11 protein-coding genes are annotated in these 14,461 nt (G+C 66.2%); all 11 read left to right on the top strand.

What is annotated here, in order from left to right:
* The first annotated feature begins 74 nt into the window (after positions 1–74).
* The 11 genes from RX330_RS07095 to ftsA all read left to right on the top strand — a co-directional run bounded on the left by RX330_RS07095 (position 75) and on the right by ftsA (position 14,455).
* A complete protein-coding gene (locus RX330_RS07095; protein WP_317242529.1) occupies positions 75–1,532 on the top strand; it encodes a UDP-N-acetylmuramoyl-L-alanyl-D-glutamate--2,6-diaminopimelate ligase in 1,458 nt (485 codons plus the stop codon).
* Positions 1,529–2,908: a UDP-N-acetylmuramoyl-tripeptide--D-alanyl-D-alanine ligase gene (locus RX330_RS07100; protein WP_317242530.1), complete on the top strand. Its 1,380-nt coding sequence runs from the start codon at positions 1,529–1,531 to the stop codon at positions 2,906–2,908. Before RX330_RS07095 ends, RX330_RS07100 begins: the two co-directional genes overlap by 4 nt.
* 180 nt (positions 2,909–3,088) lie before the next feature.
* Positions 3,089–4,192: a phospho-N-acetylmuramoyl-pentapeptide-transferase gene (mraY, locus tag RX330_RS07105; protein ID WP_014492955.1), complete on the top strand. Its 1,104-nt coding sequence runs from the start codon at positions 3,089–3,091 to the stop codon at positions 4,190–4,192.
* Positions 4,193–4,199: 7 nt separating this feature from the next.
* The gene (gene murD, locus RX330_RS07110; RefSeq protein ID WP_317242531.1) at positions 4,200–5,597 is read left to right on the top strand and encodes a UDP-N-acetylmuramoyl-L-alanine--D-glutamate ligase; all 1,398 of its coding nucleotides are present in this window, start codon (positions 4,200–4,202) and stop codon (positions 5,595–5,597) included.
* A 238-nt stretch (positions 5,598–5,835) separates the two neighbouring features.
* Entirely contained in the window at positions 5,836–6,987 is a 1,152-nt protein-coding gene (gene ftsW, locus RX330_RS07115; protein ID WP_317242532.1) for a putative lipid II flippase FtsW, read from the top strand.
* Positions 6,988–7,103: 116 nt separating this feature from the next.
* The gene (murG, locus tag RX330_RS07120) at positions 7,104–8,204 is read left to right on the top strand and encodes an undecaprenyldiphospho-muramoylpentapeptide beta-N-acetylglucosaminyltransferase (RefSeq protein WP_317242533.1); all 1,101 of its coding nucleotides are present in this window, start codon (positions 7,104–7,106) and stop codon (positions 8,202–8,204) included.
* Positions 8,205–8,327: 123 nt separating this feature from the next.
* Entirely contained in the window at positions 8,328–9,731 is a 1,404-nt protein-coding gene (gene murC / locus RX330_RS07125) for a UDP-N-acetylmuramate--L-alanine ligase (protein WP_212080611.1), read from the top strand.
* A gap of 4 nt (positions 9,732–9,735) precedes the next feature.
* Entirely contained in the window at positions 9,736–10,653 is a 918-nt protein-coding gene (murB, locus tag RX330_RS07130; protein ID WP_317242534.1) for a UDP-N-acetylmuramate dehydrogenase, read from the top strand.
* Between the two features lie 129 nt (positions 10,654–10,782).
* Positions 10,783–11,769, top strand: a complete 987-nt coding sequence (locus RX330_RS07135) for a D-alanine--D-alanine ligase (RefSeq protein WP_317243854.1) — start codon at positions 10,783–10,785, stop codon at positions 11,767–11,769.
* Positions 11,770–12,119: 350 nt separating this feature from the next.
* Entirely contained in the window at positions 12,120–13,136 is a 1,017-nt protein-coding gene (locus tag RX330_RS07140; RefSeq protein WP_317242535.1) for a cell division protein FtsQ/DivIB, read from the top strand.
* On the top strand, positions 13,133–14,455 hold the full coding sequence (gene ftsA, locus RX330_RS07145; RefSeq protein ID WP_317242536.1) for a cell division protein FtsA: 1,323 nt from the start codon (positions 13,133–13,135) through the stop codon (positions 14,453–14,455). Before RX330_RS07140 ends, ftsA begins: the two co-directional genes overlap by 4 nt.
* The last annotated feature ends 6 nt before the right edge of the window (positions 14,456–14,461 follow it).

The raw sequence follows: 14,461 nt of genomic DNA on the forward strand, positions 1-14,461 counted from the left end.
GGGCGGGCCATCGCCGCTGCTGAGTCGGGTTTTCCCCGGGTCGGCCTACGGCAGGGCATGTCGACTGGAAGACCATGAAGCTCTCCGACCTGCTAGGCAATGACGCCGCGATCGAGCCTGCTGTCGCGGCGCTCGATGTGAGCGGCCTTGCGCTCGACAGCCGCGTGGTCAAGCCGGGCGACCTCTTCTTCGCGCTCGCGGGCAGCAAGACCGACGGCGCGCGATTCATCGATGCTGCGATCGCCGCAGGCGCGGTGACCGTCGTCGGTGACCATGCGCCCGACGGCAGCAAAGTGCCGTTCGTCACGGTGGCCAATCCGCGCCGCGCGCTGGCGCGGGCCGCGGCCAGATTTTTTCCCGCCCAGCCCGCCACCATCGCCGCCGTGACCGGCACCAGCGGCAAGACCTCGGTCGCAGCCTTCACCCGCCAGATCTGGGAGCGGCTGGGACACGTCTCCGCCAGCATCGGCACCATCGGCCTCGTCTCGTCCAGGCGCACGGTTTATGGCTCGCTGACCACGCCGGATCCGATCGCGCTGCACCGGCAGATCGACGAGATCGCGCGCGAGGGCATCACGCATCTCGCCTTCGAAGCGTCCTCGCACGGGCTCGACCAGTACCGGCTCGACGGTGTGCGCGTTTCTGCCGCCGGCTTCACCAATCTCTCCCGCGACCACATGGATTATCATCCGACAGTCGCGCATTATCTTGCCGCGAAGCTCAGGCTGTTCCGCGAACTGGTCGCCCCTGACGGCGCGGCGGTGATCTCGGCCGATCATGACTGCTCGGCGGAAGTCATCGACGCAGCGAACGCGCGAGGCCTGCGCGTGATGGCGGTCGGTCGCAACGGCGACGGGGCAGGCGAGGGCATCCGTCTCACCGAAGCTGTGGTCGAAGGTTTCTCGCAAAGGCTTACGGTCGCACATCGTGGCAAGGGCTATGCGATCCGGCTGCCGCTGGTCGGCGAATTCCAGATCGAGAACGCGCTGGTGTCCGCGGGGCTTGCGATCGGCACCGGCAGCGATGCGGCCGATGTGTTCGCGAGCCTGGAGCACCTCGAGGGCGCCAAAGGCCGGCTCGAACGCGTCGGCGAGCGCAATGGCGCGCCGATCTTCGTCGACTACGCGCACAAGCCCGACGCGCTGGCGAAGGCGCTGCAGGCGCTGCGTCCCTATGCCAAGCGTCGGCTGGTCGTCGTGTTCGGCGCCGGCGGCGATCGCGATGCCGGCAAGCGGCCGATCATGGGCGAGATCGCGGCGGAGAACGCCGACGACGTCATCGTCACGGACGACAATCCGCGCAGCGAGAAACCGGAAGCGATCCGTGCGGCGATCCTCGCCACGGCGAAGGGCGCCCGCGAAATCGGCGACCGTGCCGTCGCGATCCGCGCGGCGATCGAGAACTTGCAGGAGGGCGATGCACTGCTCATCGCCGGCAAGGGACATGAGACCGGGCAGATCGTCGGCGGCCAAGTGCTGCCCTTCAGTGATCACGAGGCGGTCGCCGCCGCATTAGCGTCGAGGGTTGCATGAGCGCGCCGATATGGACGGTTGCCGAGGTGGCGCGTGCGCTGGGCGTTGCCGGATCGTTCCCGAACACGCCGATCGACTTCGTCACCCAGGACAGCCGCCTGGTGAAACCGGGCAGCCTGTTCGTCGCGCTGAGCGGCACGCCGAGCGGCGGCTTCGTCTCGGCCTTTGCCAGCGCGCGCGACGGCTGGGAGTTCGCGGACAAGGCGGAAGCTTCCGGCGCGGTCGCGATGATCGTACCGCACGAGATCGCGGGCAGCCGCATTCCCCAGATCGTGGTGAAGGACACGCTGATCGACGGCCTCTGGAGCCTCGCGCGCGCCGCACGCGCACGTTTCAAGGGGCCGGTGATCGGGCTCACCGGCAGCGCCGGCAAGACCAGCACCAAGGAATTTCTGGCGGCCTATCCGAACGCCTATGCGAGCCCGTCGAGCTTCAACAATTTCTGGGGTGTGCCGCTGACGCTGTGCAACGCCAGGCCCGACGCCAGCCTCTGGGTCGTCGAGATGGGCATGAACCAGAAGGGCGAGATCGCGCGGCTCAGCGAGCTGACGCGGCCGACGGTGGCGCTGGTCGTCAACGTCCAGCCGGTGCATCTGGAAAAGCTCGGCTCGCTCGACGCGATCAGGCGCGAGAAGGTGTCGATCGCGCTTGGCCTGCCCGAGGACGGGGTGCTGGTGCTGCCCGCGGGGCTCAAGGCATCGGAATGGAAGGGCAAGGTGGTGCGCTTCGGCGAGCATGCCGAGGTGCATGAGGTCGCGCATGCGCCGCATGGCGAGAGCTGGCAGGTCGTGGCCATGATTGGCAAGAAGGAGATCGCCTTCAGCCTGACGCCGGGCGCGCCGCATCGCGTGCAGAATGCGCTGGCCGCGCTCGCCGCGGCCCGTGCGGCCAATCTCGATGCGGCGACGCTCGCGATCAAGCTCGACCGGGTCGGCATCATGACCGGCCGAGGCGTCGAGCAGGCGGTCGGCGGTATCACCGTGATCGACGACAGTTTCAACGGCAATCCGGCCAGCGTTACTGCCGCGCTGCAAAGCCTGCAGGCGCGCAACGTGACCGGCGGCCGCCGCGTTGCGGTGCTCGGCGACATGCTGGAGCTGGGCGAAGATGCGCCCGATTATCACACCGCCCTCGCCAAGCATCTCGACGGTATTGACGCCGTCTACTGCGTCGGCCCCCTGATGCGTCACCTCTACGAGGTGCTGCCATCAGGCAAGGGCCTCGGCTGGCACGACGATCCCGCCACGCTGAAGCCGGGCGAGGTCGCAAATCTGCTGAAGGCGGGCGATGTCGTGGTTGTCAAGGGCAGCAAGAAGATGTTCTGGGTCAACAAGTTTGTGCCCGGCCTGGTGGCCGCCTTGCAGGCAAAGGCGTAAACTGCTTGGAAGGCGCTGTTTCCGAATCTCAACCCTTTGCGGCGCGAGGCCGTCCGGTTTCCCCAGAGGTCGCCCGACCCGTGATGAAGACCAGCGAATGCGCGTGAGACGCGTTGAGGCCAAGATCGCTGCCAAGATCAAGGCCAAAACCGCGTGCATAGGCGCCATAGGACCGACTGAATGTTTTACTGGCTGATCGAGCTCTCCAACACTTTTCCGGGCTTCGGTGCCGTTCGCACCTTCCTGAACGTCTTCCGCTACATCACCTTCCGCACCGGCGGCGCCGTCGTCACCGGCGCGCTGTTCGTGTTCCTGTTTGGGCCCTGGATCATCGATCATCTGCGCATCCGCCAGGGCAAAGGCCAGCCGATCCGGACCGACGGTCCGCAATCGCATCTCGCCAAGAAGGGCACGCCCACCATGGGCGGGCTGATGATCCTGTCCGGCCTCACCGTCGGCACCGTGCTGTGGGCCAATCCACTCAACCCCTATGTCTGGATCGTGCTGGCGGTGACGCTCGGCTTCGGCTTCGTCGGCTTCTATGACGATTACCTCAAGGTGACCAAGCAGACCACGACCGGGTTCGGCAGCAAGCTTCGCCTGCTGATCGAGGCGGCGATCGCGCTGGTGGCCTGCTACGCGCTGGTGCGGCTGAACCGCGATCCCGCCTCGACCGCGCTGACGATTCCGTTCTTGAAGGACACCGTGCTGCATTTCGGCTGGTTCTTCGTCGTGTTCGGCGCCTTCGTCATCGTCGGTGCCGGCAATGCGGTGAACCTCACCGACGGTCTCGACGGCCTTGCCATCGTTCCCGTGATGATCGCAACCGCGAGCTTTGCGATGATCGCCTATCTCGCCGGCAACGCGGTGTTCGCCGATTATCTCCAGATCAAATATGTCGCCGGCACCGGCGAGCTCGCGGTGCTCTGCGGCGCGCTATTGGGCGCCGGCCTCGGCTTCCTCTGGTTCAACGCGCCGCCGGCCTCGATCTTCATGGGCGACACCGGCTCGCTCGCCCTCGGCGGCATGCTGGGCGCCATTGCGGTCGCGGTGAAGCACGAGATCGTGCTCGCGGTAATCGGCGGCCTGTTCGTGCTGGAGGCGGTCTCCGTCATCGTCCAGGTGGTGTCGTTCAAGCTCACGGGCAAGCGCATCTTCCGGATGGCGCCGATCCATCACCATTTCGAGCAGCTCGGCTGGACCGAGCCGCAGATCGTGATCCGCTTCTGGATCATCTCGGTGATGCTGGCGCTCGCCGGCCTGTCGACACTGAAGCTGCGGTGATCGCTCGATGATCCCCGTCACGTCCTTTGCCGGCAGAACCGTCGCGGTGTTCGGCCTCGGCGGTTCGGGGCTCGCCTCCTGCCACGCGCTCAAAGCCGGCGGCGCCGAGGTGATCGCGGCCGACGACAATGCCGAGAACGTCGCCAAGGCGGCGCAGGCCGGTTTCATCACTGCGGATCTGCGCAATGTCTCCTGGGCCAATTTCGCGGCCCTCGTGCTCGCGCCGGGCGTGCCGCTGACCCATCCCGTGCCGCACTGGAGCGTGCTGAAGGCGCGCGAGGCAGGTGTCGAGGTCATCGGCGACATCGAGCTGTTCTGCCGCGAGCGGCGGCGGCATGCGCCGGATGCGCCGTTCGTCGCCATCACCGGCACCAACGGCAAGTCGACGACGACGGCGCTGATCGCGCATTTGACGAAAGTTGCCGGTTACGACACCCAGATGGGCGGCAATATCGGCACCGCGATCCTGTCGCTGGAGCCGCCGCGCATGGGCCGCGTCCACGTCATCGAGATGTCGTCCTACCAGATCGACCTGACGCCTTCGCTCGATCCCTCCGTCGGCATCCTGCTCAATGTCAGCGAGGACCATATCGACCGTCACGGCACCATCGCGCATTACGCCGCGGTGAAGGAGCGCCTCGTCGCCGGCGTGCAAGGTGGCGGCACTGCGGTCGTCGGCGTCGATGACGGCTTTTGCCGCGACATCGCCGACCGGCTCGACCGCGCCGGCAAGAACGTGGTGCGCATCTCGGTCAAGAATCCGCTGGCTTCAGGCATCCATGTCGAGCACGGCACCATCGTGCGCACGGCGGGCGGCGCCCGCAGCGAGATCGCCGCGCTCGGCGGCATCGGCTCGCTGCGCGGCCAGCACAACGCGCAGAACGCCGCCTGCGCCGCCGCCGCGACGCTCGCGATGGGCGTCAGCTTAGAGGTGCTGCAGAACGGCCTGCGCAGCTTTCCGGGCCTTGCGCACCGCATGGAACAGGTCGGCCGCCGCGGCAACGTGCTGTTCGTCAACGATTCCAAGGGCACCAACGCGGACGCCACCGCGCATGCGCTGTCATCCTTCTCGGATATTTTCTGGATCGCCGGCGGCAAGCCCAAGGCGGGCGGCATCACTGGCCTCACCGGCTACTTCCCGCGCATCCGAAAAGCGTATCTGATCGGCGAGGCCGCGCAGGAGTTTTCGGGAACGCTGGGCACAGTCCCGCACGAGATCAGCCAGACGCTGGACGTCGCGGTCGAGCACGCCGCGCGCGATGCGGAAGCCTCGGGCCTGCAAGATGCGGTCGTGCTGCTGTCACCCGCCTGCGCCTCCTTCGACCAATATCGTAATTTCGAAATCCGCGGCACCAAGTTCCGCGATCTGGTGCAGGCGCTGCCGGGCGTGAAGCCGGTGGTGTGAGGGCACGCATCTTCACAACCTCCGCTGTCGTCGCCCGGCTTGACCGGGCGACCCAGTATTCCAGAGACGGTGCTTGAGCCGAGCGGCCGCGGTGTACTGGATGCCCCGGTCAAGCCGGGGCATGACACCGTATTTAGCGCGGCAGCGGGGATCATCTCGAAACATCCCCGTTTCCTTAACCCCCCGGTAACCAACCTCGGCGACCAATGGGGCGACCTCTGTCCGAAAGCGGCCGCCCATGCTCTCTCGTGAAGAACGCACCCCCTTTTCCGAGTGGTGGTGGACCGTCGACAAGCCGCTGATGGGCGCCATCCTGGCGCTGATGCTGACCGGGGTGATCCTGTCGCTGGCGGCGAGCCCGCCGGTTGCGACCCGCATCGGGCTCGATCCCTTCCATTTCTTCGGCCGCCACGTGCTGTTCCTGTTGCCGTCCTGCATCGTGCTGCTCGGTGTCTCCTTCCTGTCGCCGCGTGCGATCCGCCGTTCGGCCCTGATCATCTTCGCGGCCAGCATCGTGCTGATTGTGCTCACGCTTGCCTTCGGCCCGGAGGTGAAGGGCTCGCGGCGCTGGATCACGCTGCTCGGCATCAACATCCAGGCCTCCGAAATTGCAAAACCCTCCTTCGTCGTCATCGCCGCCTGGCTGTTCGCGGAATCGACCAAGCGGCCGGAGATGCCTGCGACCTCGATCGCGCTGGTGCTGCTCCTGATGCTGGTCGCGCTGCTGGTGATGGAGCCGGATTTCGGCCAGACCATGCTGATCCTGATGGTGTGGGGCTCGCTGTTCTTCATCGCGGGCATGCGCATGATCTGGGTGTTCGGCCTTGCGGGTCTCGGCGCGGCCGGCCTGTTCAGCGCTTATCTGTTCGTTCCGCACGTCGCGGGCCGCATCAAGCGCTTCATGAACCCGGCCTCCGGCGACACCTTCCAGGTCGATACCGCCATGGAGGCCTTCTACAACGGCGGCTGGTTCGGCCTCGGGCCGGGCGAGGGCATCGCCAAGCGCAGCCTGCCGGACAGCCATACCGACTTCGTGTTCGCCGTTGCCGCCGAGGAGTTCGGCATCATCCTGTGCCTCGCCATGCTGACGCTGTTCGCCTTCGTCGTCATCCGCACGCTGTCGCGCGCCTATGCCAATGAGGACATGTTCTCGCGCTTTGCCGCCTCGGGCCTTGCAATCCTGTTCGGCGTGCAGGCGGCGATCAACATGTCGGTGAACCTGCAGCTTATCCCCGCCAAGGGCATGACGCTGCCCTTCATCTCCTATGGTGGCTCCTCGATCATCTCGCTCGCCTATGGTGTCGGCATGATGCTGGCGCTGACGCGGCTGCGCCCGCGCACCGAGGTCGAGGCGAGCGGCCACGCCGAGGCGATGCGCAGTTACGCGTAAGTCGTCATTGCGAGGAGCGCTTGCGACGAAGCAATCCAGGTTGCCTCCGCGGAGGCAGTCTGGATTGCTTCGCTGCGCTCGCAATGACGGAGGATAGGCTGTAAAACGCCTCTACCATGGACAATTCTCCTCTGATTCTTCTCGCCGCGGGCGGTACCGGCGGCCATCTGTTTCCGGCCGAGGCGCTCGGTGTCGAGCTGATCCGGCGCGGCTATCGCGTCCGCCTCGTCACCGACGAGCGCGCGCTGCGCTATAGCGGGCTGTTCAGCAAGGACATGATCGACGTCGTCAGAAGCGAGACCGCCCGCGGCCGCAATCCGTTTCAGCTCGCCTATGCCGGCCTCACGCTCGCCGCCGGCACGCTCGCGGCCTACGCGCTGATCAAGCGATTGAAGCCGGTCGCCGTCGTCGGCTTCGGCGGTTATCCGACGCTGCCGCCGCTGGTCGCTGCGAAATTCGCCGGCGTGCCCGGCATCATCCACGACGCCAACGCGGTGCTCGGCCGTGCCAACCGGTTCCTGTCGGGCCGCGTGCGCGCCATCGCGACGTCCCTGCCCGGCGTGCTCGACCGCGATCCGGCGCTGTCAGGCAAGACCACGACGGTCGGCACGCCGATGCGGCCCGCGGTTCTCGCAGCCGCCGCCGTGCCATATACCGCGCCCGAGGTGAACGGACCGCTGCGGCTACTCGTGGTCGGCGGCAGCCAGGGCGCGCGCATCATGGCCGACATCGTGCCGGGCGCGATCGAGCGCCTCGAGCCCGCGCTGTGGAGCCGGCTCGTCCTGACCCAGCAGGTGCGCGACGAGGACATGAGCCGCGTCCGCGCGATCTACGACAAGCTCAAGATCAAGGTGGAGCTCGCGCCGTTCTTCACCGATCTCCCGGCGCGGCTTGCTTCCAACCACCTGATCGTGTCGCGCTCCGGCGCCGGCACGGTCGCCGAGCTCGCCGCGATCGGCCGGCCCTCGATCCTGGTGCCGCTGCCGGGCTCGATCGACCAGGATCAGTTCGCCAATGCCGGCGTGCTGGTCGAGGTCGACGGCGCGATTCGCATCCCGCAGACCGAGTTCAGCTCGGACCGGCTGGCGTCCGAGATCTCCGCTTTCGCCGCCGAGCCCGCGCGCCTCGCCGCCATGGCCGAAGCCGCGAAGGGGGCAGGGCGGCTCGATGCCGCCGAGCGGCTGGCCGATCTGGTGGTCAAGGTCGCGGGAATCTGACGCGAAAAAGCCCTTGTCTTCGCCTTCTAAAGCGGGGCATCCAGTAACAAGGCACGCGGCTGATTTGGCCGTGACCTTCGCCAGATACCGCCTGTGCAAGGCGGCGAGGTCGGGGAACAGAGCATGAGACTGCCGCGCGAGATCGGACCCATCCACTTCGTCGGGATCGGCGGGATCGGCATGAGCGGGATCGCCGAGGTGCTGGTCAATCTCGGCTATGCCGTGCAGGGCTCGGATGCGTCCGACAATTACAATCTCGACCGTCTGCGCAAGAAGGGCGCGAAAGTCTCGGTCGGCCACAAGGCCGAGAATGTCGACGGTGCCGAGGTCGTCGTGGTCTCCACCGCGATCAAGCGCGACAATCCGGAGCTGATGGCGGCGCGCGAGCGGCGCATTCCCGTGGTGCGCCGCGCCGAGATGCTCGCCGAACTGATGCGGCTGAAGAGCTGCGTCGCCATCGCCGGCACCCATGGCAAGACCACGACGACCACGATGGTCGCAACGCTGCTCGACGCAGGCGAGCTCGATCCCACCGTCATCAACGGCGGAATCATCAACGCCTACGGCTCCAATGCGCGGCTAGGGGCCGGCGACTGGATGGTGGTCGAAGCCGACGAAAGCGACGGTACCTTCCTGAAGCTGCCGACGGATGTTGCGATCGTCACCAACGTGGATCCTGAACATCTCGATCATTTCAAGACCTTCGAGGCCGTGCAGGACGCCTTCCGTCATTTCGTAGAGAACCTGCCGTTCTACGGCTTTGCCGTGATGTGCATCGATCATCCCGTGGTGCAGAGCCTCGTCGGGAAGATCGAGGACCGCCGCATCATCACCTACGGCGAGAATCCGCAGGCCGATGCGAGGCTGGTCGATCTCACCGCGGGCGGCGGCGGCTCGAAATTCAAGGTCGTGATCCGCGATCGCAAGAGCGGGGCCGTGCACGAGATCGCCGACCTCGCGCTGCCGATGCCGGGCCGGCACAACGCCTCGAATGCGACGGCGGCAATTGCGGTCGCGCATGAGCTCGGTGTCTCGGACGAAGCCATCCGCAAGGCGCTGGCCGGCTTCGGCGGGGTCAAGCGTCGCTTCACCAAGACCGGTGAATGGAACGGTATCAGCGTCATCGACGATTACGGCCATCACCCCGTGGAGATCGCGGCGGTGCTCAAAGCGGCGCGCGATTCCTACGACGGCAAGGTCATCGCCGTGGTGCAGCCGCATCGGTTCACCCGCCTGCAATCGCTGTTCGAGGAATTCTGCACCTGTTTCAACGATGCGGATGCGGTTGTGGTCGCTGATGTCTATGCCGCCGGCGAAGCGCCCATCGACGGCATCGACCGCGACCATTTCGTCGAAGGCCTGCGCGCGCACGGGCATCGCGAGGTGATCCCGCTGCCTGGCGCATCGGAGCTCGCGGGCATCGTCAAGGGACTGGCGAAATCCGGCGATCTCGTCGTGTGCCTCGGCGCCGGCAACATCACGCAATGGGCGTATGCGCTGCCGGATCAGTTGAAGGCGCTGGGGTAGGGTGGTGACCTTCCCCGACATCACCCCCGACCTCAAAGCTGCGATGCCGCAACTCCGCGGTCGGCTGCTCGCCAACCAGTCGCTCGCCGAGCTCACTTGGTTTCGCGTCGGCGGGCCCGCGCAGGTGCTGTTCACGCCGGCGGACGAGGACGATCTCGCTTACTTCCTCGCGCGTCTCGCCAGCGACATCCCCGTCCATGTCGTCGGCGTCGGCTCCAACCTGATCGTGCGCGACGGCGGCATTGCGGGCGTCGTGATCCGGCTGGCGCCCCGCGCCTTCGGCGAAGCGAGCGCGAGCGGCGATGTCGTCACCGCAGGTGCTGCCGCGCTCGACAAGCGCGTGGCGGAGGTCGCCGCGTCGGCCAATATCGGCGGGCTTGAATTCTACTACGGTATTCCCGGTACGATCGGCGGCGCGCTGCGCATGAATGCGGGCGCCAATGGCGGCGAGACCAAAGACGTGCTGATCGAGGCGCGAGGGGTTGGGCGCGACGGCAGCAAGCACGTGTTCTCCAACGCCGACATGAAGTTCGTCTATCGCAATAGCGGCGTCGATCCCTCCACCATCTTCACCTCCGCGCGCTTTCGCGGCGAGATCAGGGATACGGAAGCAATCCGCGCGCGCATGGCGGAGGTGCAGACCCATCGCGAGACCGCGCAGCCGATCCGCGAGAAGACCGGCGGCTCGACCTTCAAGAATCCGCCCGGCCATTCCGCCTGGAAGCTGGTCGACGCCGCAGGCTGCCGCGGTCTGCGTGTCGGCGGCGCGCAGGTTTCCGAGATGCACTGCAATTTCCTGATCAACACGGGCGATGCCACCGCGCACGACATCGAGACGCTGGGCGAGACGGTGCGCGAACGCGTGAAGGCAAATTCCGGAATTGAGCTTCACTGGGAGATCAAGCGGATCGGGGTTTCATGATCACCGTCATTCCGGGGCTCGCGAAGCGAGAACCCGGAATCCATCGGGCGGCGGAGTTCGTGGATGAATGGATTCCGGGTTCGCGACTGCGTCGCGCCCCGGAATGACGGAACGAGAGAGACTATGACCATGCGCATCACCATCCTCTTCGGCGGCTCCAACCGCGAACGTCTCGTCTCGGTCGCCTCGGCCCAGGCGCTGCATCAGGCACTTCCCGAGGCCGATCTCTGGTGGTGGGACGTCGAGGACAAGGTGCATGTCGTGCAGTCGAAGCAGCTGCTCGAACATGCCCGTCCGTTCGAGGACGAGTTCAAGCCCGGTACATCGGGCATTCCGTTGCCGCAGGCACTCGACCAGGCCAAGGCTGAGGATCGCGTGCTGGTGCTCGGCCTGCATGGCGGACGCGCGGAGAACGGCGAATTGCAGGTGATGTGCGAGGCGCGCGGCGTCCCCTTCACCGGATCGGGCTCGGCCTCCTCGCATCTCGCCTTCGACAAGATCGCGGCCAAGCACTTCGCCGCCCTCGGCGGCGCGACGCCGCCGCTGAGCGTTGCGCTCGACGACATCGACGAAGCCTTCGCCGAATACGGGAGGCTCATCGCAAAGCCGGCGCGCGACGGATCGAGCTATGGCCTGATCTTCGTCAACGCCAAACAGGATCTCGTCGCCGTCCGCAATGCGGCCAGGCAAGAAGAATATGTGATCGAACCCTATATCGCCGGCATCGAGGCGACCTGCGGCGTGCTGGAGCGCACCGACGGGTCGATCATCGCGCTGCCGCCGATCGAGATCATTCCGGGCGAGGGCAGTTTCGACTACGCCGCGAAATACCTTCTGAAGTCGACCCAAGAGATCTGTCCCGGCCGTTTCGCACCCGAAATCACCGCCGCGCTCAAGGAGCAGGCGATGCTGGCGCACCGCGCGATGTCCTGCACCGGCTATTCCCGGTCGGACTTCATCGTCTCGGACAGGGGCCTGGTCTATCTCGAGACCAACACGCTGCCCGGGCTGACCAAGTCCTCACTCTACCCCAAGGCGCTGAAAGCAGAGGGGATCGAGTTCGTCGACTTCCTGCGCGACCTGGTGGAGCTCGCCGAGCGGGGCGTGCGGAAATAATTAGGACTGGTTAACGGCCGAATAGGCGAAACGGGCCGGTTTGGCGTCCAAAACCGGTAAAATGCCAGACATCGCGGCACAAATGCCTCACATAGCGGGGCAAAATGCGCCGGACGTTAACGAACTTTACCTTTTGTTTACCAGGACGTCCGAAGGTTAACGCTGGCGGCGCATATGGCGCTTTGGCTGCCGGCGCGTGAGCTGTCGCGGGTGATGTCACCTCCAGCGAACGCTTTGAAGGGGAGAGGTTTTCTTCTGCTGAAGACCAGCACCCGACCCGGCATGCCCAAGACGTCATGTTCGCCAGGATCCGCGCGATGTCGCGGGCAAACTGTTGACGAGCTCGTGCAATGGATGGAGCAGGAAGCCTCACCCGGTCGCTTTTCAGATCGCTGAGGCCCCAAGCCGACCTGAAGGCGGCCGCGATCGGAGCGGTCGTGCTTCTGCGCGAGTGGCTGCAGGACAAGCGTGACGAGAAGCGCGCTGCGGCCAAGATCAGGACCAGAGCAAAGGCCGTCGTCGAGCGCGAGCCGCCGCCGCGCGTGGTCGCACTCATCGAGCGCTACCTGCCGCGCCGGGTCGGGATCACCATGACCGTGCTGCTGCTGATCGGAAGCTGCGGCTTCGGCATCGTCAAGGGCGGCCATCTCCAGGATTTCATCACCGCGGTCAGTGACGCCCGCAACGCGTTGGCCAATTCCGCCGGGTTCCGCATCACCTCCGTGGTGATCAACGGCCGCAAGCAGCTCACCCAAGACGAGATCCTGGCGATCGGCGGCGTCAGCGGCCGCTCCTCGCTTCTGTTCCTCGACGCCGAAGCGGTGCGCGACAAGCTCAAGGCCAATCCCTGGATCGCGGATGCGACCGTGCTGAAGCTCTATCCGGGCCAGCTGATGATCGAGCTCACCGAGCGCAAGGCGTTCGCGCTGTGGCAGGAGGCCGGCCGGCTCTCGGTCATCGCCGACGACGGCGCCGTGCTCGAGCCCTACGTCTCGCGCCGGTTCCTGTCGTTGCCGCTCGTGGTCGGCAAGGGCGCCGAAACCCAGGCCCGTGATTTCCTCGCGCTGCTGGCGCGCTATCCGCAGGTGAATGCGGTGACGAAGGCAGCGATCTTCGTCGGCGAGCGGCGCTGGAATCTGAGACTCAAGGACGGCCTCGACATCCGCCTGCCCGAGCAGGACGTCGGCAACGCACTTGCGATGCTGTCCAGGCTCGACAAGGAGGACCGGCTGTTCTCCCGCGACATCGTCGCCGTCGACATGCGCCTGGCCGATCGGTTGGTGGTGCAGCTGTCCGAGGACGCCGCCAAGGCGCGCGAGGATCTGTTCAAGGACAAGAAGAAAAAGAAGGCCGGGGATTCCGCATGACCGGTCTTGATCGCACCCAGACGCCGAAGACACGCCCGATGCCGCACAAGCGCGGCGGCCTCGTCGCCTGCCTCGACATCGGCACCAGCAAGATCGCCTGCATGATCGCGCGGCTGAAGCCGTCGCCGCCGAGCGATGCGCTGCGCGGCCGCACCCACGCGGTGGAATTGATCGGTTACAGCCAGATCCAGTCGCGGGGCATGAAGGCCGGCGCGGTGATCGATCTCGGTGAATGCGAGCAGGCGGTGCGCCAGGCCGTCGGGCTTGCCGAGAAGATGGCCAAGGTGCGGGTCGAATCCGTGCTGCTCTCGGTCTCCGGCGGCAGGCTGTCCGGCCAACTGGTCGAAGCCGCCGCCGACATCCGTGGTGGCGCCGTGACCCAGGCCGATGTCAGCCGCGTCACCTCCACCGGCATGCGTCACGCCACCGGCGAAGGCCGCACCGTGCTGCACGCGCTGCCGGTCGGCTACACGCTCGACGGCGTCAAGGGCATCCGCGACCCCCGCGGCATGGTCGCCCATCAGTTCGGCATCGACATGAACGTCGTGACTTGCGACGCCACGGTGGCGCGGAACCTCATGCTGGCGGTGGAGCGCTGCCACATCAATGTCGAAGCCATGGCCGCGAGCCCCTATGTGGCCGGCTTGTCGGTGCTGACCGACGATGAGGCCGATCTGGGCGCCGCCGTCGTCGAGATGGGCGCGGGCACCACCACGATTGCCGTTTATTCAGGCGGCCGTTTCGTGCACGCGGCCGGTTTTGCGGTCGGCGGGCAACACATCACGATGGATCTGGCGCGCGGACTCTCGGCGACCATTGCCGATGCCGAGCGAATCAAGACGTTATACGGGACCGTCATCACCGGCGGATCGGACTCGCGTGAGCTGATGTCTGTGCCGACAGCCGGTGACGAGCAGGATCTGCCGCAGATCGTCTCCCGCGCCACCATCGCCAACATCGTCAAGCACCGTGCCGAGGAAGTCTTCGAAATGGTTCGGGACAAGCTGAAGGATTCGCCCTTCGCCGCAGAGCCCAACGGCCGCGTCGTGCTTTCGGGCGGCGCCTCGCAGCTCACCGGCCTCGTCGAACTCGGTACCCAGATTCTCGGCCGGCCCGTGCGGGTCGGACGTCCGCTCGGCTTTGGCCGGCTGCCGAACGAGGCGAAGAACGCCGCGTTCGCGGTGCCGGCCGGACTCCTCGTCTACCCGCAATATGTTCACCTCGAACATGTCGAACCGCGGCATACGCGGCAGCAGGTCAGGACAGGGACGGGCGGTTATTTCGGAAAGGTCGGACGATGGCTACGCGAGGGCTTCTGATGACTC

The sequence above is a fragment of the Bradyrhizobium sp. NDS-1 genome (assembly GCF_032918005.1).
Classification (GTDB): domain Bacteria; phylum Pseudomonadota; class Alphaproteobacteria; order Rhizobiales; family Xanthobacteraceae; genus Bradyrhizobium; species Bradyrhizobium tunisiense.

What these genes read in the sequence shown, in the direction of transcription:
- RX330_RS07095 (WP_317242529.1), top strand. Translation starts at nt 75, where the DNA reads ATGAAGCTCTCCGACCTGCTAGGCAATGACGCCGCGATCGAGCCTGCT.
- RX330_RS07100 (WP_317242530.1), top strand. Translation starts at nt 1,529, where the DNA reads ATGAGCGCGCCGATATGGACGGTTGCCGAGGTGGCGCGTGCGCTGGGC.
- mraY (WP_014492955.1), top strand. Translation starts at nt 3,089, where the DNA reads ATGTTTTACTGGCTGATCGAGCTCTCCAACACTTTTCCGGGCTTCGGT.
- murD (WP_317242531.1), top strand. Translation starts at nt 4,200, where the DNA reads ATGATCCCCGTCACGTCCTTTGCCGGCAGAACCGTCGCGGTGTTCGGC.
- ftsW (WP_317242532.1), top strand. Translation starts at nt 5,836, where the DNA reads ATGCTCTCTCGTGAAGAACGCACCCCCTTTTCCGAGTGGTGGTGGACC.
- murG (WP_317242533.1), top strand. Translation starts at nt 7,104, where the DNA reads ATGGACAATTCTCCTCTGATTCTTCTCGCCGCGGGCGGTACCGGCGGC.
- murC (WP_212080611.1), top strand. Translation starts at nt 8,328, where the DNA reads ATGAGACTGCCGCGCGAGATCGGACCCATCCACTTCGTCGGGATCGGC.
- RX330_RS07135 (WP_317243854.1), top strand. Translation starts at nt 10,783, where the DNA reads ATGCGCATCACCATCCTCTTCGGCGGCTCCAACCGCGAACGTCTCGTC.
- RX330_RS07140 (WP_317242535.1), top strand. Translation starts at nt 12,120, where the DNA reads ATGGATGGAGCAGGAAGCCTCACCCGGTCGCTTTTCAGATCGCTGAGG.
- ftsA (WP_317242536.1), top strand. Translation starts at nt 13,133, where the DNA reads ATGACCGGTCTTGATCGCACCCAGACGCCGAAGACACGCCCGATGCCG.